Origin of the sequence: Providencia sp. PROV208 (assembly GCF_028479465.1) — a bacterium.
In the GTDB taxonomy this organism is placed as follows: domain Bacteria; phylum Pseudomonadota; class Gammaproteobacteria; order Enterobacterales; family Enterobacteriaceae; genus Providencia; species Providencia alcalifaciens.
In genome coordinates this window covers 25,520-50,423 of record NZ_JAMPNS010000011.1, presented here as the reverse complement: position 1 = coordinate 50,423, position 24,904 = coordinate 25,520, and the positions used below count along the sequence as shown (strand labels likewise).

Below are 24,904 nucleotides of genomic sequence, written 5' to 3'. Positions count from 1 at the left end.
ATAAATAAAGGCGGGGAAACCCGCCTTTTTAATGACGAAATTATGGAAAAAAAACATCTGCATATTGCCGCTGGGATCATTCGTAATTCTCAGCAACATATTTTTATTACTCAGCGCCCTGAGGGTACTCATATGGCGGGGTTCTGGGAATTCCCTGGCGGAAAGCTAGAAAAAGGAGAGCATCCAAAGGATGCATTAATTCGTGAACTAGAGGAAGAAGTTGGTATTGCAGTCACTGACTGTAATTTATTCCATCAAGTTGATCATGAATTTGAAGATAGATTTATCACCCTTTACTTTTTTATGGTTTCAGACTGGGAAAATGAACCGTATGGAAAAGAGGGGCAAAAATCACGTTGGATTAAACAACACGACTTAATAGCGGAAGATTTTCCACTCGCTAACCGCGTGATTGTAGATATGCTGACAAAAAAGGTTTAACACAATCTTTAATGCTATTCTGTTAAGGGAGTACTAAGAATAGAGATGAAAATAGCCTAATGATGGCTATTTTCACTGTTAATCTAGAAAATAAAGTTAGTACTCTGGCGGTTCGCTCCAGCTTTCACTGTCTGAAATATCACCTTGGCTTTCAATGCGTTTATCTTCGGTTGCCCATTCACCTAAATCAATAAGTTGGCAGCGTTTACTGCAAAATGGACGGAAGGGACTCGATTCATTCCACACAACAATTTTTTGGCAGGTAGGGCAATTGACTTCAATAATTTCACTCATACATCGACTCTCAAACTAACAACAGGCTAACTGAAAACGAATGACGTCTGGCAGTATACCATTCTCGCTATCGATATGAAGAAAACGTAAGGCAAAACGAGTTTTATGCCCTGAAATTTGTGGATATATCAAATTATCTGGAGCTAGCCGAATACGTAAAAGTTCTTTTCCTTCAACACTACCTTGGTAAAAGCCATTATGAGATTCAGCGGCTTCAAAGCTTCCGTTTTGGCGAATAAGCAGTAGGACAGTTTCTAAGGCCTCTTGTAAAGGGTCTAAACTATTTAGCCAGCTTTTGATTTCGTTATCTCTATCTGCTTGAGGCATATTGAGCCATAGTTGTAGGGTAGGTAAATCAAAGCTACAGCAACCACCAGGAATACTGAGGCGCTGACGAACCATACTAATGATTTTATCATTACGCAGTTGATGACCAAATCTAGGAGCAGACATCAAACTACTTATTTTCGGAGTTAATTCATTCAGAAATGAAGTGATTAATGTTTTATCAACATTTGGTGAGTCTATCCAGTTAAGTAGTCGATTTTTTTGTTTTTCTAGCTCTTTGATAAGGTCAGAGCGAACCTCACCTCTATCTAGAATTTCAATTAATTCAGATACTGAGCGAAAAAAAGCAATTCCTGAAGAGTATGAGGTAATGTTGCTCTGCTCATAGATTTGCATTAATAACGTTTCAAGGCGCAACCAAGAACGAATTTTTTCATTCATTGGATATTCATAAGTAACCAAAGTTGTCTCGATGTGTTCGCTCATACTCATTCCTATTCTTTTTGTGCTGCAAGTGCTAGGTATTGTTTGTGTAGTTCAACAACTTTATTTGGTATATCGGCATCATTAGTATGATTGGTGATAATATCATCAGCATATGAGAGTCTTTCTTCTCTAGATGCCTGTGCATCTAATATGTGAATAACATGCTCACGGTCTGCGTTATCGCGTTGAATTGTTCTTTCTATCTGCTCTTCTCGAGTGACGTCAACGACAAGAACACGATCCGCTAAATGCGTAATCTTATTTTCAACAAGTAAGGGAACAACCCATAAAACATAAGGATAGTTAGCCTGCTGAAGTTGTTTTTGCGTTTCTTGTTGTATCAAAGGGTGAAGAAGAGCATTTAACCACATTTTTTCTTCTGGCTTTGAAAACACGACGGTTCGCAAATAACCCCTATTTAAAGAGCCATCATGATTTATTACATTTTGACCAAAATGCTGTGCAATACTCATGATCGCAGGGGTATTCGGTTCAACAACTTGGCGGGCAATAACATCAGCATCAACTAGTGGAACTCCTAGCTTAGCAAACTCGTTGGCAACCGTTGTTTTACCACTTCCTATTCCCCCTGTGAGGGCAACAATATAAGACATAAAAATTCTTTAATTCACTGGAAATAAGTCAGATTACACTGAAAGTTTTAATTTGTCTTTATACAATTTAAGCAAGCTATGATGTTATGGATATAACTGTGACTTCAAACAGTTTTTACTATCTAAATTTAACTGTTTTCTTTGGATGCATAGTTAAGCACCCGAAATTACCGAGCCTAAATTAAATATGGGTAAGTACATTGCAAACATAATTAAGCAGACAACTATTGCTATAAATAAAAGTAAAATAGGCTCAAGGTTTTTGAGTTGCTGTTCTGTAATAGTTTCATATTGCTGTGTGTAATACTTAAATAAATATAATGTAAAGTATTCTAGTTTTCCTGACTCTTCAGCAAGAGAAATGAGTTGAATGGCTAAGTCAGGGAATAAATGTGTATTTTTCATTGCATCTGATAATGAGCTACCTTTAAGAACAGAGTAACATATTTCATTACATTCTTTATTATACTGACTATGTTTAATAATTCTTGCTGAGCAATCAAGACATTCAGATAGGGACAGTCCTGATTTTAAGGTTGAGGAAAGAGTCAGAAAATACAGGTTCAAGCTCTTCATTCGGATGATGTTCTTAATATAGGGTAAAAAATCCATTAAAAACCCCAACCTATTCGATATAGAAGATTTATATCTTATACCTATGAATATAGTAGGAAATAGAATTGCTAAGATTTCTCTCGTATTATCAATAATAGAGTTGGATATTAAGAGAACGGCTTTTGTTATAGCAGGCAGTTCTTGTTGAAAGTTCTCATAAATCTCAGCAAATTGAGGAATGACAAAAACCAACATAATAATCAGTAACAAGCTGGAAAAACCTATCAAGGTAATTGGATAACGTAAGGCTTTTTTGATTAAAATTGATGTTTTTTGATTATTTTCAAGCATATTTTTAATGATTAAAAAGCTTTCATCATATTTTCCGGTTTTTTCAGCAATCCTAATTAAGCTAATAATGGTTGGATTGAAAATATGAGGGTGTTTTTTAAAATTTATAATAAAATTATTTCCTTTTTCTAGGTCGCTAATCGTATGATTAATAATATCTCGCCAAAAAGGTAGGTGGCAATTGAGTTGAAGCAATTGAAAGCACTTTAGTAAACTAATTCCTGATGAGGATAGAATGTTAAGTTGATGAAAAAAGTGAATTCTATAATTCAAATTTTCCGCATCAAAAATAAAAATAGATTTTAATTTTATTGATATGGGTGTTTGCCCTCGATTAATGATTTCTAAAAATACTTGTTTTTTACTTTTTGCAATTAAGCTGTCAGCTACATAATAATTATTGTTTAATGAGGTGTAACTATAAATGAACATTGAATTTATCTCCCTTGCCCGATAGTAGAGTAGATTTCTTGTAATGTTGTTTCCCCTAAATCAACGTGCTCAAGGCTTGTTTGAAATAAGCTTTTGAAATTATCTGGAACTTTATTGCCTTCTTTAAAGATGAAATCGAGCTGCGTTTGCTCGAGATATTCATAGATTGCAGCACGTCCCATGAACCCAGAAAAGCAGTGTTCACAACCAGTTGAGTGATATTCATTAATACTCTTGGACTGATTTATTTGAGCGGTTGTCGGTGTTTCTTGTTTGCAATAGGTGCAAAGTTTCCTTACTAGGCGTTGAGCGATAACCATTTTTAAACAAGATTGGAGCTGATTCTTGTCGACACCGAGCTGTGCCATACGAGTAATGGCACTCATGGTGCAGTTGGTGTGAAGTGTTGATAGTACAAGGTGACCAGTTTGCGCCGCTCGAGTTGCTATCTGGGCGGTTTCCTCATCACGAATTTCCCCAATCATAATAACATCAGGGTCTTGTCGTAGTAGTGCTCGCAGGATAAACGCAAAAGTAAGTGAATATTTTTCGTTTACTTGTGTTTGGTTTATTCCCCCAAGAGGGATCTCAATAGGATCTTCAATCGTTGATATATTTCTTGACGTTTTATTTAGATACTCAAGCGCGCTGTAGAGTGTGACAGTTTTGCCACTACCTGTGGGACCGGTGACTAAAATTAACCCCTGCGGTTTCTGTAGTGTGTTTTTGAGGTCAGATAATAAGGATGAACACATTCCAATCTGTTCAATAGAGTATTTCAATTGAGTGTTGAGTAATCTAAGAACTAATTTTTCACCGTGGATAGTTGGCATACTAGAGAGGCGAATACTAAAGTTTTTCCGTTCAAAATTCCAATTCATTTGACCATCCTGTGGAATTCTTTTTTCCGCAATATTCATTTTTGATAAAATTTTTATTCTAGCAATAACTTCATTGTTTATTTCATGAGGTGGGGAAGGAAAGATATAGAGCTTACCATCAACCCTAAGGCGGATTTTTAAATTATGTTTTGTCGGTTCAAGATGGATATCGGAAGCGCGTTTTCTCACCGCCATTTTTAATAAATCTTCGACAAAATCAACCGCAGGCGATACCACATTGACAGATTCAGTGGAATTGGTCTGATATGCATTTTCATCTTCATTAATTTCTAAAATATGGCGATTGAAATAATGGTCAATTTTTTCTTTTGCCCAGATTTCATAACAGACGGGTACGCTGGCAATGAAACGTAAAGTAGACAGTAAATTATCATTTGGTTTTTCTATTGTAGCGATGGATAGTCTTTTTTCATTGTAATCAATAATGACAATGTAGTTTTTATCACAAAGCACTTTTAGCTCTTTGAAAATATAGTGGCTTTCCCTAGATGAGCGCATATTAATCCCTTATTAAAAGTTCAGTGTTTTTTCACACAGTTTTTTTAGTTCAGCATCATTATCAGCTAGGCAACTAACGCCCCAAGAAAATGGGGTATTCGCTGTTGAATTGATTGGTGTCAAAACCCCTGACAAGCCCGTTAATGTCTTATCACCGACAAAAGTAATAACTCCGGCTTTCGCATCGATCTGTTTCAGATACTTTCCTTTGATATTGCTCGGAATATCCTCTTTTCCAGAATTACATTTAGCCAAAATACCTTGGTTAAAATTACATAGTTCGACACTGTTTTTATAAGGCAATATGGTCCGTAGAACGTCGGTCATAGCTGCTTTTTGCATATAGCTTTGGTAGCCAGGTATAGCAACGGCACTCAGTATTGAAATAATTGCGATAACAACCATGATTTCAACGAGTGAAAATCCTTTTTGATCCATAAATAAAATCTCCTTGGTAGTTTGAGATTCCATTTTAGAGACTATTTTTAGCGAAAACACAGGATGAAAACGCAGATTACGAGTGGCTTTGTAAATAGATACTGCAAATGGTGGTCTGTCTCATTTTATTTCGAGCGTTCTCGCAAAAATGTATTAAGGGCAATTTTTGTAATAAAAACGAATGTTCTGAGCTGATATAAATAGATACAGAGATAGAAATGAGCTAATGGGGAGTTTTATCCACATTAGCTAAAAAGGAGAGAGCAGAAAATGAATAAACATTAGAGTAAATTTTTATAATATAGCCAATCAAAGTGAGGGCCAGGATCGGTTTTTCGAGTAGGGGCTATATCGCTATGACCTGTAATATTCTGTTTAATTTTTGGGTACTCGATTATCAGTAATTGGCTTAGCTTGGCTAACGCTAAGTATTGAGCTTCAGTGAATGCTTCATAGTCAGTACCTTCTAACTCAATGCCAATAGAAAAGTCATTACACTTTTCTCTTCCTTGGTAGTTGGATTGACCAGCATGCCATGCTCGTTTATTAAAGGGGACATATTGAATAATTTCACCATCACGGCGAATAAGGCAGTGAGCCGAAACACGCAGATGTTTAATTTCCTCAAAAAAAGGATGTTCTTCAGGGTTTAAAGTGCCAGTAAATAGCTGGTTAATATAAGGACCACCAAATTGCCCCGGAGGCAAGCTGATATTATGAATAACCAAAAGTGAAGGGGTTTCTCCTTCTGGGCGGTCATCCTGATGTGGAGAAGGGATATGAGTCACATTATTTAGCCATCCATCATGTATTTTCATATCAGTATCCATAGTATGCTCTTTTCTTTTTTGTAAGTGCCCGTAATTAGAAAAGATTAGCATAATTGAGATCTCTGCGGGTGCATATTTTGGAGTGAACGATGACTACACGACGTTATGATGAACAAGAAAGACGCAAAATGCTCATGGCAAGATTAGTCGCTGATATTCCTTTCATGGTCAGCGTGGCTTTAAAAGAAGATCTTGGTCAGATTATTGATTATAAAAGGGATATCACTGGGCAGTTATTAAGTAAAGAAACACAAGCACATGCTCAGATTATTACTCGTGAAGAAGGTGTTTTTTGTGGGCAAAAATGGCTAGAAGAGGTTTTTTACCAGCTAGGTAACAAAGTTAAAGTAGATTGGAAAGTACAGGATGGCGATAAAGTTTCGCCTAATCAAGTGCTATGCAAAATGCAGGGACCTTCTCAAATCTTGCTTACGGGCGAAAGAACTGCATTGAATTTCATTCAAACGTTATCGTCTGTATCCACAGTAACTGCAAAGTATGTGGCTTTTCTTGAAGGTACACGGGCTAAATTATTAGATACCCGTAAAACAATTCCCGGTCTACGTAGTGCATTAAAATATGCAGTACTCATGGGGGGCGGTTATAACCATCGACTAGGTTTGTCAGATGCCTATCTCATCAAAGAAAACCATATTATTTCTGCGGGATCAGTTTCTCAAGCGGTTTCTCTTGCTCGTCAAGCTCACCCAGATGTTCCTATTGAAGTTGAAGTTGAAAATTTAGAAGAGCTGTTACAGGCAATCAAAGCCCGCGCAGACATTATCATGCTTGATAATTTTACGACTGACATGATGAAAGATGCAGTGGTTATTACGAATGGCAAAGCTGCCTTAGAAGTGTCAGGGAATGTCACAGATAAAACGATCAGAGAATTTGCAGAAACGGGCATTGATTTTATTTCAGTCGGCGCATTAACGAAACACATTCAAGCGTTAGATCTTTCAATGCGCTTTACGAATGTCAAAAGTGAATAAGCACAAAGCTAAGGGCATAGACTGTATTGAATGAGATAAGGGCAGTCGATTGTTTGAATGATTTGCCCTAGATTAATCGTTATGCTCATAGTAATTATTCTTTTAGATATATTTTGTGTTTATCGAATTGCAACGCATATTTAGGACATAAATGTTTACCATTGATGGTAAGTTATTATGTAATGAATGATTTAATATCATTCTTAATCACTATTGATTTAACAAATTTTTAACCAATGAAATTGTACTTATAAGTAGGAATAAACATATAACTCACAATTTGATTTAAAATTCACTATATATATATAAGTATTCACTAATTGGTAAGCTGTAACGCTTCAGTTTTGGTTTTTACGGCATAAAAAATCATTATTTTTGTTAATATTGTGTGTTGTTTAGTCAAGGGTTGGTTATTAATTAATGCTTTTTTTAAAAAAAATCGTTAAAACTTGCAGGATTTTATGATTTAGCTCAAGGTCTTTATGGACAGATAGTGAATACTTTGTTACTTTATTAAGCCATAAAATAATTGGTATGACCAATTAACACTGGGTACTAGATAATCAATAATTACTCACTATGAAAATGGCAGATTATGACTTACGGTAAAATTCGCCAACCAAAGTTATCTGATGTAATCGAGCAGCGGCTTGAGCATCTTATATTCGAGGGGACTTTACGCCCCGGCGAAAAGCTGCCTCCTGAACGTGAACTTGCGAAGCAATTTGATGTCTCAAGACCATCAGTGCGTGAAGCTATTCAAACCTTAGAAGCAAAAGGTCTTCTATCTCGTCGTCAAGGTGGTGGCACATTTGTACAAAAGCAGATGTGGCAAAGTTTTAGTGACCCATTGACCGAATTACTCGCTGGTAACCCAGAATCTCAATTAGATCTTTTAGAAACTCGTCATGCATTAGAAGGCATTGCTGCCTATTACGCTGCATTACGTGGTACAGAAGAAGATCTTGAGCGTATCCGTCAAAGCTATGAATTGATTAAATCGGCTCAAGAAAGTGGCGATCTTAATGCAGAATCAGATGCGGTATTACAGTATCAACTGATTGTAACGGAAGCAGCGCATAATGTAGTGCTCCTTCATTTACTACGCTGCATGATCCCAATGCTAGAGCAAAATATTCGACAGAATTTTGAGTTCTTGTATACCCGCAAAGAGATGTATAACGCGGTAAGTGAACATAGAGAACAGATTTTCTCCGCTATTGTTGCAAGAGAACCAGAAAAAGCGCGAGAGGCATCACATCGGCACCTCGCTTTCATTGAGGACTTGCTGCTGGATATTGGTCGTGAACAAACTCGCAGAGAACGTTCGCTACGCCGATTACAGCAACATCCTGGCTTAGATCAGATTTAAAAATTAGTAATGCGGATCCTGACTGCTGCGTCTGCATTACTGTGAGCACTCTTAATTAGAAGTAAAGCGGCAACTACATTAGGGCCTATCTTCCTGTTGTTTTCACTGTCATGAAGACAATCGTATGAAGAAAGCACTGGGAAGATAGGCTCCACATAACCATATAAAATAGATAACAGATAAGGAATACACCATGTCAGATATGTTAAAAAATGACGTGGATCCGATTGAAACTCGCGACTGGCTACAGGCGATTGAATCGGTCATCCGTGAAGAAGGTGTTGATCGTGCACAGTTTATTATCGAGCAGGTATTAAGCGAAGCACGTAAAGGCGGTGTTAACATTGCCGCTGGTGCATCTGGTAGTTCTGATTACATCAACACAATTGCTGTTGAAGATGAACCTGCATACCCTGGTAACATGGATTTAGAACGCCGTATCCGTTCTGCAATTCGCTGGAACGCTGTAATGACCGTTCTGCGTGCATCTAAAAAGGATTTAGAACTGGGTGGTCACATGGCATCATTCCAGTCCTCCGCAACTTTATATGAAGTTTGCTTCAACCATTTCTTCCGCGCTCATAACAACAATGATGGTGGTGACTTAGTCTTTTTCCAAGGCCATATCTCCCCAGGTATCTATGCGCGTGCATTCTTAGAAGGTCGTTTAACTGAAGAACAGATGAATAACTTCCGTCAAGAAATTGGTGGTAAAGGTCTGTCTTCTTATCCGCACCCTAAATTGATGCCAGATTTCTGGCAGTTCCCGACCGTTTCAATGGGCCTGGGACCACTAAATGCGATTTATCAGGCTAAATTCCTGAAATATTTGGATAACCGTGGACTGAAAGATACGTCAGCACAGCGTGTTTATGCTTTCTTAGGTGATGGTGAAATGGATGAGCCAGAATCTAAAGGCGCAATCACTATCGCAACACGCGATAAGTTAGATAACTTAGTCTTCGTTATTAACTGTAACTTGCAACGTTTAGATGGTCCGGTTACAGGTAACGGCAAAATTGTTAACGAGTTAGAAGGCATCTTTAGCGGAGCTGGCTGGCAAGTTATTAAAGTTATGTGGGGCGATCGTTGGGATGAGCTACTGCGTAAAGATACTACCGGTAAGCTGGTTCAATTGATGAACGAAACCCTTGACGGTGACTATCAAACATTTAAATCACGCGATGGTGCATATGTGCGTGAGCACTTCTTCAACCGTTATCCTGAAACGGCTGCATTAGTGAAAGATATGACTGATGACGAAATTTGGGCCCTGAACCGTGGTGGTCATGATCCGAAGAAAGTGTATGCAGCATTCAAAAAAGCGCAAGAAACTAAAGGCAAACCAACTGTTATTTTAGCTCAAACCATCAAAGGTTATGGTATGGGTGAAACTGCAGAAGGTAAAAACATTGCTCACCAAGTTAAGAAAATGAACATGGATGGCGTTCGCCACTTCCGTGATCAGTTCAATGTACCAGTTGCTGATGAGCAAATTGAAAAACTGCCATTTATCACTTTCGATAAAGATTCAGAAGAATACAAATACCTGCATGAGCGTCGTCAAGCTCTGGGTGGCTATTTACCAGCTCGTCGTGCTAAATTCGATGAAAAACTGGAAATTCCTACACTGGCAGATTTCAGTCAATTACTGGAAGAACAATCTAAAGAGATTTCAACAACAATCGCATTTGTTCGTGCATTGAATGTCATGTTGAAAAACAACTCTATCAAAGAGCGTTTAGTACCAATCATTGCAGACGAAGCTCGTACCTTCGGTATGGAAGGTCTGTTCCGTCAAATCGGTATCTATAGCCCGAAAGGTCAGCAATATACTCCGCAAGATCGTGAGCAAGTTGCTTACTATAAAGAAGACTCTAAAGGTCAAATTCTGCAAGAGGGTATCAACGAACTGGGTGCCGGTTCTTCATGGTTAGCGGCTGCAACATCATACAGCACCAATAACCTGCCAATGATCCCATTCTATATTTACTATTCTATGTTTGGTTTCCAACGTATTGGTGACTTAATGTGGGCAGCAGGTGACCAACAAGCTCGTGGCTTCTTGATCGGTGGTACTTCAGGTCGTACAACATTGAATGGTGAAGGCTTACAGCACGAAGATGGTCATAGCCATATCCAATCTCTGACGATTCCTAACTGTATTTCTTATGATCCAGCTTACGCTTATGAAGTTGCGGTGATCATGCAAAACGGTTTAGAGCGTATGTACGGCGAGAAACAAGAGAACGTGTATTACTACATCACGACTCTGAACGAAAACTATCACATGCACGCAATGCCGGAAGGTGTTGAAGAAGGTATCCGTAAAGGTATCTATAAACTGGCTTCTGTTGAAGGTAGCAAAGGTAAAGTGCAGCTATTAGGTTCTGGTTCTATGATGCGCCATGTTCGCGAAGCCGCTGATATTCTGGCCGCTGAGTATGGAATTGGTTCTGATGTCTATAGCGTAACATCATTCACTGAATTGGCGCGTGATGGTCAAGACTGTGAACGTTGGAATATGCTGCATCCATCAGCAACACCACGCGTACCGTATGTTGCTCAAGTAATGAATGATGCTCCAGCAGTTGCTTCTACTGACTACATGAAACTCTTCGCTGAGCAAATCCGTACTTATGTTCCAGCAAGTGAATACCGTGTTCTGGGTACAGATGGTTTTGGTCGTTCTGACAGCCGTGAGAACCTGCGTCACCACTTCGAAGTGGACACAACGTATGTCATCGTTGCAGCGTTAGGTGAATTGGCTAAACGTGGTGAGATTGATGTTAAAGTCGTTGAAGAAGCGATTAAAAAATACAACATCAACCCAGATAAAGTTAACCCACGTTTGGCATAAGAGGTAATAATCAATGTCTATTGAAATCCAAGTGCCAGATATCGGTGCTGATGAAGTTGAAGTCACCGAAGTGATGGTTAAAGTTGGTGATAAAGTAGAAGCTGAGCAATCGCTCATCACTGTTGAGGGTGATAAAGCGTCTATGGAAGTCCCATCTCCACAAGCGGGTGTGGTTAAAGAGATTAAAATTGCAGTTGGTGACAAAGTTACTACTGGTAAATTAATCATGATTTTTGATTCGGCAGAAGGTGCATCTGCGCCAGCTGCGGCTCCAGAAGCTCCTGCGGCAGCACCAACAGCACCTGCAGCTTCTGCACTGAAAGAAGTTGCTGTGCCAGATATCGGTGGTGATGAAGTTGAAGTCACCGAAATTATGGTGAAAGTGGGTGATGCAATCACGGCTGAGCAATCTCTGATTACCGTTGAAGGTGATAAGGCTTCAATGGAAGTCCCTGCGCCATTTGCAGGTACTGTCAAAGAGATCAAAATTGCGACTGGCGATAAAGTGAAAACTGGCTCGCTGATCATGGTATTCGAAGTTGCGGGCGCAGCGCCTGCAGCAGCGGTTTCTGCCCCAGCAGCACCGGCAGCGGCACCAGCCGCAGCGGCAATCAAAGACGTTAACGTGCCAGATATCGGTGGTGATGAAGTTGAAGTTACCGAAGTCATGGTCAAAGTTGGCGACACCGTAACAGCTGAGCAATCTTTAATCACCGTTGAAGGCGATAAAGCATCAATGGAAGTACCGGCACCATTCGCAGGTACAGTTAAAGAGATCAAGATTGCGACTGGCGATAAAGTCAAAACTGGTTCCCTGATTATGACTTTCGAAGTTGCGGGTGCAGCGCCAGCTCCTACTGCAGCTCCGGCTTCAGCACCAGTTGCAGCTCCAGCTGCTGCGCCAGTAGCCTCTGCTCCAGCTAAAACTGCTGATAGCAAAAATGAATTTGTTGAGAACGATGCGTATATTCACGCAACACCGGTTATTCGTCGTTTAGCGCGCGAATTCGGTGTGAACTTAGCGAAAGTGAAAGGTACGGGTCGTAAAGGTCGTATCTTACGTGAAGACGTTCAAGCTTACGTTAAAGATGCAATCAAGCGTGCGGAAGCACCAGCAGCAGCTGGCGGTGGTTTACCGGGGATGCTGCCATGGCCGAAAGTTGATTACAGCAAATTTGGTGAAGTTGAAGAAGTTGAGCTGGGTCGTATCCAGAAAATTTCTGGCGCTAACCTGAGCCGTAACTGGGTCATGATCCCGCACGTAACTCTGATGGAAGAAGTGGATACCACTGAAGTTGAAGAGTTCCGTAAGCAACAGAACAAAGAAGCTGAGAAGAAAAAACTGGATGTGAAAATCACTCCATTAGTCTTCGTGATGAAAGCGGTTGCCCGTGCTCTGGAAGAAATGCCACGCTTCAACAGCTCTATTTCAGAAGATGCACAGCGTCTGTTCCTGAAAAAATATATCAATATCGGTATCGCGGTTGATACACCAAATGGCTTAGTGGTTCCTGTTTTCAAAGACGTGAACAAAAAAGGCATTATGGAGTTATCTCGTGAGCTTGGCGAAGTGTCTAAGAAAGCGCGTGCAGGTAAACTGACCGCAGCAGACATGCAAGGCGGTTGTTTCACTATTTCTAGCTTAGGTGGTATCGGTACGACTGGCTTCGCACCAATCGTGAATGCACCTGAAGTGGCAATAATGGGGCTGTCTCGCTCTTCTATCAAACCAGTTTGGAATGGTAGCGAGTTTGTTCCTCGCCTGATTCTGCCAATGTCCTTGTCATTTGACCACCGTGTGATTGATGGCGCTGATGGTGCGCGCTTCATCACTTTAGTTGGACAACTGATGAGCGATATCCGCCGTCTGGTAATGTAACTAAGAAGACCGGTCAATTGACCGGTCTGTTTTATTTAGGCTGGGGCAGAGTTTTTCGCTGTTGCAACGAAAGGTTGGGAGTTACGTCACGTATTCAGCCTTTTCAGGATGTTAACAATTCTGTAAACTGCTTGCGGTGTGTACTTTACCAGTGGAAAATTCGTTTATTCGGCGGCCCCGCTGGACAAAACAAAAAGAGGTCATGATGAGTACTGAAATTAAAGCCCAAGTCGTTGTGCTTGGTGCAGGCCCAGCAGGTTATTCTGCGGCATTCCGTTGCGCTGACTTAGGTTTAGAAACTGTTTTGGTAGAACGTTACTCAACTCTTGGTGGAGTTTGTTTAAACGTTGGTTGTATCCCTTCTAAAGCATTACTGCACGTTGCTAAAGTTATCGAAGAAGCTAAAGCATTAGCTGAGCACGGTATTGTATTTGGCGAGCCAAAAACTGACATTTCCAAAGTTCGTCTGTGGAAAGAAAAAGTGATTAACCAGCTGACCGGCGGCTTAGCTGGAATGGCAAAAGGCCGTAAAGTTAACGTAGTTAACGGTCTGGGTAAATTTACTGGCGCGAATACACTGGTTGTTGAAGGCGAAAACGGCAGCACCACTATCAATTTTGATAATGCGATTATTGCTGCGGGTTCACGTCCAATTCAGTTACCATTTATTCCTCATGAAGATCCACGTATTTGGGATTCAACAGATGCATTAGAACTGCAAGAAGTTCCTGAGCGTCTGCTGGTCATGGGTGGCGGTATCATCGGTCTTGAGATGGGTACTGTATACCATGCACTGGGTTCACAAATTGATGTGGTTGAAATGTTTGACCAAGTTATCCCAGCTGCGGATAAAGACGTGGTTAAAGTATTCACTAAGCAAATCAGCAAGAAATTCAACTTACTGTTAGAAACTAAAGTGACTGCTGTTGAAGCGAAAGAAGATGGTATCTACGTTTCAATGGAAGGCAAAAAAGCACCAGCTGAACCACAACGTTATGACGCTGTGTTAGTGGCTATCGGTCGTGTGCCTAACGGTAAGAACTTAGACGCAGGTAAAGCGGGCGTTGAAGTTGATGACCGTGGTTTCATCCACGTTGATAAACAAATGCGTACTAACGTTCCTCACATCTTTGCTATCGGTGATATTGTAGGTCAACCAATGCTGGCTCACAAAGGTGTTCACGAAGGCCACGTTGCAGCTGAAGTTATTTCAGGTCTGAAACACTACTTCGATCCTAAAGTTATTCCATCAATCGCTTATACTGAGCCAGAAGTTGCATGGGTTGGTTTAACTGAGAAAGAAGCGAAAGAGAAAAACATCAGCTACGAAACAGCAACATTCCCATGGGCTGCATCAGGTCGTGCAATCGCATCTGACTGTTCTGAAGGTATGACTAAGCTGATTTTCGACAAGCAATCTAACCGTATCATCGGTGGTGCAGTTGTTGGTGTTAACGGCGGTGAATTACTGGGCGAAATCGGTTTGGCAATCGAAATGGGTTGTGATGCTGAAGATTTAGCATTAACTATTCATGCTCACCCAACACTGTATGAATCAATTGGTATGGCTGCAGAGATCTACGAAGGTAGCATCACTGACTTACCAAACGCGAAAGCGAAAAAGAAAAAATAATTTTCTTTTTTAGCAAGAAATAAGCGAATTGAAGACCAAAGCAGAAATGTTTTGGTCTTTTTATTATTAATTAATAAAGCAGTGCTAACTTATTTTCTTAATTATATAAATATTATAATGGTTATAATTTTGATATTTACACTTAGTTGACTATAAAAGATTTTAAATTTAACTTCTTTGCTGTTTTTAAACAACAACAAGGATGTTAATTATGCTCTATATAGATTCAATGACTGTTTATGCCAACCCCGTCCCTTTTAATTTTACTGATGTAACGAATGATGATCTTTTTTATGGTGATTATGCTTTTAATAATAATAGTATAAATGAGCAATATGACCATTTGAAAACTATCACAAGAATTATAGAGAATGATAATTATAATCTGGAGATATCTAGAGATAGGGATGTAAATCGAGAAAATATAGTATCAGAAGATACGGTAAACACACCATTACCATCACCACAAGAACCATCACCTCAAGAGAAATTAACATTAAGTTATCAGGAATCTTTAAATAAAATAAGAGTTCTAAAAGAAGAGAAAAATAATTTAGAAAAAAGTTATGAATGGAAGTTTTTGACTGATCCGGAGAAATACCCATGTAATTATCAATGGTTTTTTAAATCACCAGATCTTAATATCACTGCAAATGTTAAATTTAATTCAATACAAGATAGAGATCGCTTACTTTCAGATAACTTTGATGATAGCCCTATAGATATACCAAAATTAAACTTTTTTGATCCTAAACCTTTTTATAATGCTATTGAGAGAAACGCAGAATTATCAGCAAGAAATTATCTGCTAGCAACTCAGGAAAGACATACTCATTTAACAAAAGAAATACAGTCTAATGAAAGTGAATTAAGAAATATTCAAATTAGTATTGAAAAAAGCAGTGTTTTAACAATCCCAACACCGTTAATTCCAGTAAACAGCGGAAGCTCCACGCTTGATGAAACAACAAGAATGGATACAAGTGTTGCTCAAGCAGTTGAAAATAAACTGAATGCGATTGGTGATAAATTAGCAGAAACATTTGAATGTTCCTTTGGATTTGCTTGTGCATCGGATTTGGATAAGGCTGCTAAAAATCCAAATCTTGGAAAAGAACTTTCAAATTCAGATAAAATAGAATTAGGTGGTACTGTTTCAGGTACACCAGATGGCTGGGGGCCTGAGGATGAAGCACATGCTAGAACACATCAGATTCCTTCTAAAGAGGAGCTAAAGCAAGGTGCATCTGAAATTAATCGCAACGGCTTAACAAATGCAGGACGATCACTACAAAAACATGGAGGCAGAGAAGGCTCTGTATACTCGTATTCAAATCAAAAAGCTTCAGTATTGAACCAAGAGGCTAGAGCAATAATTGATGAAATATTAGATAATCCTAATGTAACAATAAAATCTAGAACTGTTTATGAAAATAGGCAAAGAATTGAAGTGATTGATGCTAGATCACCAGATGGTCGGACATTAAGATTTAGTCGAGATGGTAAGAAATTTATTGGTTTTAGAGAACCGTGAAATTGAAAACTAATTGATGAGGGATTTCATGTTAGAATATAGTGTTGGTAGCTCTTTAAATAGAGATGATTTATATGCAGAGCTCTACTTTAATAGTATTCAATGGGGAGAAATATCACTTTCTGAAGATAAAAAAGAGGTAAATATCATTATTTATCCAGACTCGGAAATTTTAGAGTTCAAATATAATGAGTTTTTATCATTGATAGAAAAAGCTAAAGAGCATCTTTTACGGTTAGAGCCTTTAGTTTAATTATTACATAATTAAGTTGATCTCCCTCACTTTTATAGTGGGGGACTTTAATTCAATAAAGAATGTACACATAACGAGCTACTGATGTGAGGATAGATAAGGTTTCTAACATTAACAATCTGAAATGATCTCAATTGTATTGATAGATTCCCCAATAAACTATTAGCGTTAAAGAAAAAAGAAAAAAGAAAAAAGAAAAAAGAAAAAAGAAAAAAGAAAAAAGAAAAAAGAAAATCTTAGAATTATTTTTTAAATCCTATGGAATATGAAAATTTGGAAATTGAATTGTTAGGTTCTGATTTATTAAATAATCTTATTGCAAAGCTGCCATTAGGTGACTTGATGTCTATTTTATTTAAAGCGCGTGATACGCTTAAGAATAAAGATAAGCATTGAATTACGCTCATTTAGATAGATAATTATGTGAAATAATTTAAGTTTCAATTAAAGAGCCTAGATTTTCGTAGGCTCTTTTTTATTGCTTCCCCTCAGCAATTTGGTTGGACTAAAAAGACCAATAAACCCCATAAAATCCATTAAAAAATTTTAAACCAATCGCAATGATTTGCCTTATCAATTAGTCAGATAAGTAAAAATGAGTTATTAAATATAATTTGTGATAAGGGATGAAAAAAGACACTAATTAGAGTGCTTTCAGCCATGAAATGGATTATAAAAAGTAGGGTCTTAATGGATGTTTATAATGGATTATGATGTTTCAAGCTTAAAAATTGCCCTATAAAGTTTGTTAATGGGTTAAGTTAGCAGAAGAATGTTACTTTCTTGTGAATGAATTAACATTACGTTTAAATTCTGCTATGCTGATTGCCCGAAGCTGGACATAATTTTATCGCCATTGAGATTATGTGAGCAAATTCCTCTGACCTGGCACCGGATGATAATTTTTTTCAGGATGGTGCAGACAGCCGGGTATATAAATAACAAAGAAGCGAGGAGAACGTCGTGCTAGAAGAATACCGTAAGCACGTAGCCGAGCGTGCCGCTCAAGGGATTGTCCCTAAGCCATTAGATGCGTCACAAGTAGCTGCACTAGTCGAGTTACTGAAAAACCCACCCAAAGGTGAAGAAGATTTCTTGTTAGACCTGCTGACCAACCGTGTCCCACCTGGCGTTGATGAAGCAGCTTACGTTAAAGCTGGATTTTTAGCCGCGATCGCAAAAGGCGAAACATCCTCCCCTCTGATCTCCCCTGAAAAAGCCATTGAACTGCTAGGTACCATGCAGGGCGGATACAATATTCACGCACTAATCGAAGCTCTTGATGATGCCAAATTGGCAGCCATCGCAGCGAAAGCACTTTCCCACACTCTACTGATGTTCGATAATTTCTATGATGTAGAAGAAAAAGCGAAAGCGGGAAATGCGCATGCTAAGCAAGTGATTGAATCATGGGCGAATGCAGATTGGTTCAAAGAGCGTCCTGAATTAGCTGAAAAAATGACCGTGACGGTCTTTAAAGTGACTGGCGAAACCAACACGGATGACTTATCTCCTGCACCAGATGCATGGTCGCGACCAGATATTCCTCTGCATGCTTTAGCCATGCTGAAAAACGCACGCGATGGCATCGTTCCTGATGAAGCGGGTAACGTAGGTCCAATTAAACAAATCGAAGAACTGAATAAAAAAGGCTTCCCGCTGGCTTATGTGGGTGACGTTGTCGGTACTGGTTCTTCACGTAAATCAGCAACGAACTCGGTTCTGTGGTTTATGGGCGATGATATTCCATTCGTGCCTAATAAACGCGGTGGCGGAGTTGTGCTGGGTGGAAAAATTGCACCAATCTTCTTTAACACAATGGAAGATGCGGGAGCACTGCCAATTGAAGTGGATGTATCTAAGCTGAATATGGGCGATGTGATTGATATCTATCCATATAAAGGTGAAGTTCGTAATCACGAAACTAACGAATTGTTAGAAACATTCGAATTAAAAACGGATGTGTTAATCGATGAAGTTCGTGCTGGTGGTCGTATTCCTCTAATCATCGGTCGTGGCTTAACCACAAAAGCACGCGAGGCATTAGGTTTAGGTGCAACGGATATGTTCCGTCTTGCAAAACCTGTTGCACAAAGTAATCGTGGTTACTCATTAGCACAAAAAATGGTCGGTCGCGCATGCGGTCGTCAAGGTATTCGCCCTGGTGAATACTGTGAACCTAAAATGACGTCTGTCGGTTCACAAGATACAACGGGTCCAATGACTCGTGATGAGCTGAAAGACTTAGCGTGTTTAGGATTCTCTGCGGATTTAGTGATGCAGTCATTCTGTCACACGGCGGCGTATCCAAAACCAGTAGACGTGACAACACACCATACACTACCTGATTTTATTATGAACCGTGGTGGGGTTTCTCTGCGTCCGGGCGACGGTATTATTCACTCTTGGTTAAACCGTATGCTATTGCCAGATACTGTTGGTACTGGTGGTGACTCGCACACCCGTTTCCCAATTGGTATCTCATTCCCAGCAGGTTCTGGTTTAGTGGCTTTTGCTGCTGCAACCGGTGTTATGCCTCTGGATATGCCAGAGTCCGTATTAGTTCGCTTCAAAGGACAAATGCAACCGGGTATTACATTACGTGACCTTGTTCATGCTATTCCTCTGTATGCGATTAAAGATGGATTACTGACTGTTGAGAAAAAAGGTAAGAAAAACATTTTCTCTGGCCGTATTCTGGAAATTGAAGGTCTTCCTGAGCTGAAAGTTGAGCAAGCATTTGAATTAGCGGATGCGTCAGCAGAACGTTCAGCTGCGGGTTGTACTATCAAGTTGGATAAAGCGCCAATCATTGAATACCTGCAATCCAACATCGTTCTGTTGAAATGGATGATCGCGGAAGGTTACGGCGACCGCCGTACCATCGAACGTCGTATCAAAGGGATGGAAAACTGGCTTGCTAACCCTGAGTTACTGGAAGGTGACGCGGATGCAGAATACGCGGCAGTGATTGAAATCGATCTTAATGAGATCAAAGAGCCAATTCTGTGTGCGCCAAATGACCCAGATGATGCACGTTTACTGTCTGATGTTCAGAATGAAAAAATCGATGAAGTATTTATCGGTTCTTGTATGACTAACATCGGTCACTTCCGTGCGGCAGGTAAACTGCTGGATTCCCATAAAGGTCAATTACCAACTCGCCTGTGGGTTGCGCCACCAACGAAGATGGATGCTGCGCAGCTAACGGAAGAAGGTTACTACAGCGTATTTGGTAAGAGTGGGGCTCGTATTGAAGTCCCGGGCTGTTCACTGTGTATGGGGAACCAAGCTCGAGTGGCAGATGGCGCAACCGTTGTTTCCACGTCTACGCGTAACTTCCCGAACCGTTTAGGTACAGGTGCCAATGTTTATTTGGCATCAGCGGAGTTAGCCGCAGTGGCTTCCCTATTAGGTCGCTTGCCAACACCTGCTGAGTATCAACAGTTTATGAATAAAGTCGATGAGACTGCGGAAGACACATACCGTTATCTGAACTTTGATCGACTGGATCAGTACACTGAGAAAGCGGATGGAGTGATCTTCCAAACTGCTGTTTAATGATTGATTAATCGCGGTTATATTAATTAAACCCCAATAGTTGTTAATTCAATTATTGGGGTTTTCTATTTCTACGTGAAAAATACAGAGGGATAAATAGGTTGATGCTAAATATATTGAGAAATTTCGATTAAATTTAAATCGGGATCTCGGAGATATAACGACAAAATTTTGCCTGTAGCGCCAGTGCGTTGTACAGGTCCTTCAATAATTTTTACATCCTGTTGTTCAAGATGTTTTTGCACATCGAGAAGCGGTATATCACTAATAAAACAGAGATCCAGTGACCCTGGCACGGGTAAGTGAGCCTTAGGTTCAAACTCTTTTCCATATTGGTGAATGTTTATTTTTTGCTGACCAAACTGTAATGCGTAACGTTGTTCACCAAACGTGATCACAGACATTTTTAAGATACGCTGGTAAAAATCAAGACAGGTATCAAGATTAGTGGTGGTTAAAACAAGGTGGTCTACGCGATTAATCATTGAAGTCCTTATTACCGAGTCGAAGAGGTATAGTTAATTTTAATTGAATAAGCATATTTGTGTAGTGCAATAATTCCATACTGAAATATTCTTCTGACAGCTCGTAATAGCGCTAAGCAAACCCGCTTGACTCGCGTTATACTTAATTCAAAGACGCAAAGTGTGAGGTATTGCATATGGACTACCAATTTTTAACGGATATTACAGGAAGTATTACCGCAAAATTTTCAATGGATCATGAAGCTATTGGTTATTGGCTAAACGAGGAAATAAAAAACGACCTCAGTTTACTGGATACTATCGCAGATAATTATGAACTGATTAAAGGCAGTGAAAAGCAGTGGGAGTTTATTGGTCACGAATACACACTGATTCTAGATGATGAGGAAGTCATGATCCGTGCGAATCAGTTAGCGTTTGAGACCGATGGGTTAGAAGAAGGAATGAGTTACTATGATAATGAAAGTATTGCTTTTTGCGGTATCAATGACTTCTTCGATATGCTAGATGACTATCGTGAATTTGTTATCGAAAATCGATAAAAAGTATTTTATTTATCGATTAATTTTATATTTTGATGATTTATAGCTATTATTTTAAGCGTGTTATTCAATTATTTACTCATGATTTTTGAGATTGTTAATTGAATTGAGCGAGTTTTCCTAGTCTAAATTTGATCGAAAAGGATATACATATGAATACTGATGATGTTACAGGCGCATTGAATGATGCAACGAATTGGTTTGTGGCAAATCAGGATCTGCTAGTCCAGTATGTCGTCAATATCGTTTCCGCACTTGTTATTTTAATTGTGGGGTTGATGATTGCTAAATGGGTTAGCCGTGGTTTGAATCGTGTGATGACAATGAGAGGAATTGACTCCACTGTTAGCGAATTCTTATCTGCTATTGCTCGCTATACCATTGTGGCATTTACCTTAATTGCTGTGCTGGGCAAAATTGGCGTACAAACTGCCTCTGTCATCGCGGTAATGGGTGCCGCCGGTTTAGCGGTTGGTTTAGCATTACAAAACTCATTAGGTAACTTTGCTGCAGGCGTTTTGCTGGTGGTATTTAGACCATTAAAAGCGGGTGAGTTTGTGAAGATTGGTGCGATTGACGGTACTGTTCAAAGCGTACAAATTTTCTCAACCACATTGAGAACGGCGGATGACCGTATCGTTGTTATCCCAAATGGTAAAATCATTGGGGACAGCATCATTAACGTGACCCGTGAGCCACTTCGCCGTCAAGATATCATGGTGGGCGTTGCTTATAACTCAGATATTGATATGGTTAAAAAAGTCTTAGGTGACATTGTTGCGGCTGATAAACGTATTCTGCACGATAAAGGTGTGACTATCCGTTTAAATGAAATGGCGCCTTCTTCATTGAATTATTTAGTGCGTTTTTGGACCACGAATGGTGATACTTGGCCTGTTTACTGGGATTTAATGGAAAACTTTAAACGTGCATTAGATCAGCACAATATTGGAATTCCATTCCCACAAATGGATGTTCACCTTCATCAAGTTAATCCTAGTGTGAAAAATATTTCTGCTGAATAACTCATCATGTGTACCATGAAAAATGGCGTAGACTAAAAAACTACGCCATTTTTATTCCCAGAATATAGGTAATCTTATTTCAAATTTCTCTCCATGAATTTGTATTAGCCTTTCTTATGCCCTATTAGAGTTAATCGTTTTCACTAATGATTTTTCGTGGATATTATTCTGTGCAGATAATCTGAATAATTATTAGGAAAATTTGCATGTTTACGATTTATTTTCAGGGGGCTCTTTTAGGGGCTGCAATGATATTGCCATTAGGTCCACAAAATGCATTTGTTTTACAACAAGGTAGCCGAAAGCAGTTTCATTTGATGAGTGCATTATTATGCGCATTAAGTGATACGATTTTAATTATTGCGGGGGTTTTTGGTGGCAGCGCGTTATTAAGTCAATCTGAGCTATTAATGGCACTGATTACTTGGGCGGGAGTCGCATTTTTAGTGTGGTATGGCTATAAGGCATTTCGCACAGCAATGACGCCAGATGACGCAGTATTGCAATTAGAACGTAAGATGATGACACGATGGAAAGTGGTCGTGACGTTGTTTGCCGTGACTTGGCTTAACCCTCATGTGTATTTAGATACTTTTGTGGTATTAGGTAGTGTTGGTGGTCAATTAGAAAGTCAGTTGCGCCCATGGTTCACGGCTGGGGCATTAACGGCTTCATTCGTTTGGTTTTTTTTATTAGCGATGTTAGCGGCGTGGTTTTCTCCTATACTGAATAAACCACGTTCCCAGCGTTTTATTAATCTGTTTGTAGGCTGTGTGATGTGGTTTATTGCATTTCAACTCGCAATGCACGGGCTAGGATATTAATTAGCATTATTCTGAATCGCAGTTTGTGGTAAATATGATAATGTGAATCTTAATCAGGGGAGGTTTATGATGAACTTCCTCTTTATTATAGAGAAAAACACCATTGGGAGGTTCTGTGAAATTGAAATCTATCGTTGTTGCTGCCGTATTGGCAGGTCTTGCGGTTCCGAGCATCTCTTTGGCTAGTGCAGCACCGGAAGGTCCTCATATTTCAACGTCAGCAAGTGGGGCGGTGAAAGTAGCACCGGATATGGCAACGTTGAGCATTAATGTGCAGGTTACGAATAAAGATGCTGCGGCGGCAAAAGCGGCAGTTGATAAGCGCGTTGCTGAATACTATGAATTCCTGAAGAAAAATGGAATTGAAAAGCAGGATATTGATGCTGCAAATGTACGAACACAACCTAACTATGATTATAGTTCAGCGTCTAAGCCAACACTGAAAGGATATACGGCGATAAGAACCGTCGATGTCAAAGTGAAAAAGTTGGATCAGCTAAATGTTTTACTTGATGGTGCGTTGACGGCAGGATTAAATGAAATTAATTCTGTGCAGTTTGGGGTGAGTGATCCTCAGAAATACCGTAATGCAGCCCGTGACCAAGCAATGAAGAATGCTCAGTTACAAGCTGAAGCGCTGGCAAAAGGGTTTAATGCACAGTTAGGACCGATTTATAGCATTAATTACAATGCTCCAGCTGATGTCCCATATCCAATGGCAGTGCGTGGTCAAGCGGGGTCACTGAAAGCGGCGGCTCAAGATCTCAACGTTAATGAGACCTATGAGCAGCAAAGTATCGATTTTAATGATCAAGTTGATGTGGTATTTGAAATTAAACGTTAATCTCAGCGGCGATTTCATCATCTTGTTTTAGCATCTGGCGTCCTGTTTTTAATAGGGCGTCAGTGACTTTCTTCATTGTGCGACTTTCCGGTGCAAAACGATGCCAGTAGAGCATCCGGCGTTGGCAGAGTCCCGGTGTTAAATCAATTAATTCACCATTTTCTAACTCACTGGCAATTTGCAAGTGTGGGATCATACAGCATGTTGACCCCTGTTTAGCTAATTGTACAAAGGCCTCTGATGAGTTAACGATATGGCAAGGTACACTGCCAGGTGATAGTCCAAAGTTTTGTTGTACAAAGGCTTGGTGCATATCATCCAAATGGTCAAATGCCACCGCGGGTGCTTTTAGTAAGGAGGCTCGAGTTACCCCATCAGGGAAATACTTCGCGGCAAAACCCGGTGAGGCGACGAAAATATAGTCTAATGCGCCCAGTTTATCGACTAAACAACCTGGCAAGGCTTGAGGTTGAATACTGATAGCCCCAACCACTTCCCCGCGTCTTAGGCGCTCTTGGGTGCGGGTTTCATCTTCCACTTGAATGTTCAAACGGATAGGCGTATTGCCTAAAACTGGGTTTAGGGCGGGCAAAAACCATGTCGCTAAACTGTCAGCGTTCACCGCTAAGGAGAGCAATAATGGCGTGGAGCCACTGTTTTCATCTCCAAGCCACTGTTCTTCGAGTAATTCAACTTGATGAAGCAATGCCAACAGTTTTTGACCTTGTTCAGTCGGATGTGGCGGAACGGTACGCACAAGCAAAGGTTGACCAAAAAGGTTTTCTAACTGTTTGATTCGTTGAGAAACTGCAGACTGAGTGATGCATAACTTTTGTGCTGCTCGTTCAAATCCGCGTTCACGAATGACGGCATCCAGTGCTTGCAAGGCGCGATAATCAGGGCGCTTCATCAAAAACTCTCCTTCTTGTTATTCTGCCAATCACTATGCCATATTTTTAGGGATAACA

General features: G+C 39.8%; 22 protein-coding genes. 13 read left to right on the top strand and 9 right to left on the bottom strand.

Going from position 1 to position 24,904, the window contains the following annotated elements; translation table 11 throughout:
• Positions 1–42: 42 nt before the first annotated feature.
• Positions 43–441, top strand: a complete 399-nt coding sequence (gene mutT / locus PR766_RS09385; protein WP_006660768.1) for an 8-oxo-dGTP diphosphatase MutT — start codon at positions 43–45, stop codon at positions 439–441.
• A 96-nt stretch (positions 442–537) separates the two neighbouring features.
• Here the strand turns inward: mutT and yacG are convergent, their stop codons facing one another.
• From yacG to ampD, 7 genes are all read right to left on the bottom strand, one after another.
• Positions 538–735, bottom strand: a complete 198-nt coding sequence (gene yacG / locus PR766_RS09380; protein WP_006660769.1) for a DNA gyrase inhibitor YacG — start codon at positions 733–735, stop codon at positions 538–540.
• A gap of 15 nt (positions 736–750) precedes the next feature.
• Positions 751–1,509, bottom strand: a complete 759-nt coding sequence (gene zapD, locus PR766_RS09375) for a cell division protein ZapD (protein ID WP_006661164.1) — start codon at positions 1,507–1,509, stop codon at positions 751–753.
• An 8-nt stretch (positions 1,510–1,517) separates the two neighbouring features.
• Entirely contained in the window at positions 1,518–2,123 is a 606-nt protein-coding gene (gene coaE, locus PR766_RS09370) for a dephospho-CoA kinase (protein ID WP_006660771.1), read from the bottom strand.
• A gap of 153 nt (positions 2,124–2,276) precedes the next feature.
• Positions 2,277–3,461, bottom strand: a complete 1,185-nt coding sequence (locus PR766_RS09365; protein ID WP_154636235.1) for a type II secretion system F family protein — start codon at positions 3,459–3,461, stop codon at positions 2,277–2,279.
• A gap of 5 nt (positions 3,462–3,466) precedes the next feature.
• Positions 3,467–4,861: a GspE/PulE family protein gene (locus PR766_RS09360; protein ID WP_006661166.1), complete on the bottom strand. Its 1,395-nt coding sequence runs from the start codon at positions 4,859–4,861 to the stop codon at positions 3,467–3,469.
• Between the two features lie 12 nt (positions 4,862–4,873).
• Positions 4,874–5,299, bottom strand: coding sequence for a prepilin peptidase-dependent pilin (gene ppdD / locus PR766_RS09355; protein ID WP_006661167.1), 426 nt, complete (start codon positions 5,297–5,299; stop codon positions 4,874–4,876).
• Between the two features lie 281 nt (positions 5,300–5,580).
• Positions 5,581–6,117: a 1,6-anhydro-N-acetylmuramyl-L-alanine amidase AmpD gene (ampD, locus tag PR766_RS09350; protein WP_036964207.1), complete on the bottom strand. Its 537-nt coding sequence runs from the start codon at positions 6,115–6,117 to the stop codon at positions 5,581–5,583.
• A gap of 101 nt (positions 6,118–6,218) precedes the next feature.
• On the opposite strand from ampD, the gene nadC reads away from it, so the two are divergent.
• The 8 genes from nadC (at position 6,219) to acnB (ending at position 20,216) form a co-directional block, all read left to right on the top strand.
• On the top strand, positions 6,219–7,124 hold the full coding sequence (gene nadC, locus PR766_RS09345) for a carboxylating nicotinate-nucleotide diphosphorylase (protein ID WP_006660776.1): 906 nt from the start codon (positions 6,219–6,221) through the stop codon (positions 7,122–7,124).
• 595 nt (positions 7,125–7,719) lie between these two features.
• Positions 7,720–8,496: a pyruvate dehydrogenase complex transcriptional repressor PdhR gene (gene pdhR / locus PR766_RS09340; RefSeq protein WP_006661169.1), complete on the top strand. Its 777-nt coding sequence runs from the start codon at positions 7,720–7,722 to the stop codon at positions 8,494–8,496.
• Between the two features lie 193 nt (positions 8,497–8,689).
• Positions 8,690–11,356, top strand: a complete 2,667-nt coding sequence (aceE, locus tag PR766_RS09335) for a pyruvate dehydrogenase (acetyl-transferring), homodimeric type (protein ID WP_006660778.1) — start codon at positions 8,690–8,692, stop codon at positions 11,354–11,356.
• Between the two features lie 13 nt (positions 11,357–11,369).
• Positions 11,370–13,235 carry a pyruvate dehydrogenase complex dihydrolipoyllysine-residue acetyltransferase gene (gene aceF / locus PR766_RS09330; protein ID WP_036978473.1) on the top strand — a complete coding sequence of 622 codons (1,866 nt, stop codon included), beginning with the start codon at positions 11,370–11,372 and terminating at the stop codon, positions 13,233–13,235.
• Positions 13,236–13,440: 205 nt separating this feature from the next.
• Positions 13,441–14,868 carry a dihydrolipoyl dehydrogenase gene (lpdA, locus tag PR766_RS09325; RefSeq protein WP_006661171.1) on the top strand — a complete coding sequence of 476 codons (1,428 nt, stop codon included), beginning with the start codon at positions 13,441–13,443 and terminating at the stop codon, positions 14,866–14,868.
• Positions 14,869–15,079: 211 nt separating this feature from the next.
• Positions 15,080–16,402 carry an adhesin gene (locus PR766_RS09320; RefSeq protein WP_230086672.1) on the top strand — a complete coding sequence of 441 codons (1,323 nt, stop codon included), beginning with the start codon at positions 15,080–15,082 and terminating at the stop codon, positions 16,400–16,402.
• Positions 16,403–16,430: 28 nt separating this feature from the next.
• On the top strand, positions 16,431–16,655 hold the full coding sequence (locus PR766_RS09315) for a hypothetical protein (RefSeq protein ID WP_036978471.1): 225 nt from the start codon (positions 16,431–16,433) through the stop codon (positions 16,653–16,655).
• A 963-nt stretch (positions 16,656–17,618) separates the two neighbouring features.
• The gene (gene acnB / locus PR766_RS09310) at positions 17,619–20,216 is read left to right on the top strand and encodes a bifunctional aconitate hydratase 2/2-methylisocitrate dehydratase (RefSeq protein ID WP_006658026.1); all 2,598 of its coding nucleotides are present in this window, start codon (positions 17,619–17,621) and stop codon (positions 20,214–20,216) included.
• A 107-nt stretch (positions 20,217–20,323) separates the two neighbouring features.
• Here acnB and PR766_RS09305 read toward each other — a convergent pair whose 3' ends face one another.
• Complete coding sequence (locus tag PR766_RS09305; protein ID WP_006658027.1) at positions 20,324–20,701, bottom strand: VOC family protein; 378 nt, start codon at positions 20,699–20,701, stop codon at positions 20,324–20,326.
• 176 nt (positions 20,702–20,877) lie between these two features.
• Between PR766_RS09305 and PR766_RS09300 the strand changes: the two genes are divergently transcribed.
• The 4 genes from PR766_RS09300 to PR766_RS09285 all read left to right on the top strand — a co-directional run bounded on the left by PR766_RS09300 (position 20,878) and on the right by PR766_RS09285 (position 23,936).
• Positions 20,878–21,243 carry a YacL family protein gene (locus PR766_RS09300; RefSeq protein ID WP_154635790.1) on the top strand — a complete coding sequence of 122 codons (366 nt, stop codon included), beginning with the start codon at positions 20,878–20,880 and terminating at the stop codon, positions 21,241–21,243.
• 152 nt (positions 21,244–21,395) lie between these two features.
• The gene (gene mscS / locus PR766_RS09295) at positions 21,396–22,268 is read left to right on the top strand and encodes a small-conductance mechanosensitive channel MscS (protein ID WP_006661175.1); all 873 of its coding nucleotides are present in this window, start codon (positions 21,396–21,398) and stop codon (positions 22,266–22,268) included.
• Positions 22,269–22,474: 206 nt separating this feature from the next.
• Positions 22,475–23,092 carry an arginine exporter ArgO gene (argO, locus tag PR766_RS09290; protein WP_154635791.1) on the top strand — a complete coding sequence of 206 codons (618 nt, stop codon included), beginning with the start codon at positions 22,475–22,477 and terminating at the stop codon, positions 23,090–23,092.
• A gap of 115 nt (positions 23,093–23,207) precedes the next feature.
• Positions 23,208–23,936: an oxidative stress defense protein gene (locus PR766_RS09285; protein WP_036964156.1), complete on the top strand. Its 729-nt coding sequence runs from the start codon at positions 23,208–23,210 to the stop codon at positions 23,934–23,936.
• Here the strand turns inward: PR766_RS09285 and PR766_RS09280 are convergent.
• Positions 23,926–24,846 carry a LysR family transcriptional regulator ArgP gene (locus PR766_RS09280; RefSeq protein WP_006658032.1) on the bottom strand — a complete coding sequence of 307 codons (921 nt, stop codon included), beginning with the start codon at positions 24,844–24,846 and terminating at the stop codon, positions 23,926–23,928. The genes PR766_RS09285 and PR766_RS09280 overlap by 11 nt on opposite strands.
• Positions 24,847–24,904: the final 58 nt, after the last annotated feature.

Bases quoted from the DNA above. Each gene is read 5' to 3' on its own strand.
- nadC (WP_006660776.1), top strand. From the start codon at position 6,219: ATGACTACACGACGTTATGATGAACAAGAAAGACGCAAAATGCTCATG.
- zapD (WP_006661164.1), bottom strand. From the start codon at position 1,509: ATGAGCGAACACATCGAGACAACTTTGGTTACTTATGAATATCCAATG.
- pdhR (WP_006661169.1), top strand. From the start codon at position 7,720: ATGACTTACGGTAAAATTCGCCAACCAAAGTTATCTGATGTAATCGAG.
- PR766_RS09315 (WP_036978471.1), top strand. From the start codon at position 16,431: ATGTTAGAATATAGTGTTGGTAGCTCTTTAAATAGAGATGATTTATAT.
- aceF (WP_036978473.1), top strand. From the start codon at position 11,370: ATGTCTATTGAAATCCAAGTGCCAGATATCGGTGCTGATGAAGTTGAA.
- yacG (WP_006660769.1), bottom strand. From the start codon at position 735: ATGAGTGAAATTATTGAAGTCAATTGCCCTACCTGCCAAAAAATTGTT.
- PR766_RS09280 (WP_006658032.1), bottom strand. From the start codon at position 24,846: ATGAAGCGCCCTGATTATCGCGCCTTGCAAGCACTGGATGCCGTCATT.
- ppdD (WP_006661167.1), bottom strand. From the start codon at position 5,299: ATGGATCAAAAAGGATTTTCACTCGTTGAAATCATGGTTGTTATCGCA.
- aceE (WP_006660778.1), top strand. From the start codon at position 8,690: ATGTCAGATATGTTAAAAAATGACGTGGATCCGATTGAAACTCGCGAC.
- coaE (WP_006660771.1), bottom strand. From the start codon at position 2,123: ATGTCTTATATTGTTGCCCTCACAGGGGGAATAGGAAGTGGTAAAACA.
- mutT (WP_006660768.1), top strand. From the start codon at position 43: ATGGAAAAAAAACATCTGCATATTGCCGCTGGGATCATTCGTAATTCT.
- PR766_RS09365 (WP_154636235.1), bottom strand. From the start codon at position 3,461: ATGTTCATTTATAGTTACACCTCATTAAACAATAATTATTATGTAGCT.
- PR766_RS09300 (WP_154635790.1), top strand. From the start codon at position 20,878: ATGGACTACCAATTTTTAACGGATATTACAGGAAGTATTACCGCAAAA.
- mscS (WP_006661175.1), top strand. From the start codon at position 21,396: ATGAATACTGATGATGTTACAGGCGCATTGAATGATGCAACGAATTGG.
- ampD (WP_036964207.1), bottom strand. From the start codon at position 6,117: ATGAAAATACATGATGGATGGCTAAATAATGTGACTCATATCCCTTCT.
- PR766_RS09320 (WP_230086672.1), top strand. From the start codon at position 15,080: ATGCTCTATATAGATTCAATGACTGTTTATGCCAACCCCGTCCCTTTT.
- argO (WP_154635791.1), top strand. From the start codon at position 22,475: ATGTTTACGATTTATTTTCAGGGGGCTCTTTTAGGGGCTGCAATGATA.
- lpdA (WP_006661171.1), top strand. From the start codon at position 13,441: ATGAGTACTGAAATTAAAGCCCAAGTCGTTGTGCTTGGTGCAGGCCCA.
- PR766_RS09360 (WP_006661166.1), bottom strand. From the start codon at position 4,861: ATGCGCTCATCTAGGGAAAGCCACTATATTTTCAAAGAGCTAAAAGTG.
- PR766_RS09305 (WP_006658027.1), bottom strand. From the start codon at position 20,701: ATGATTAATCGCGTAGACCACCTTGTTTTAACCACCACTAATCTTGAT.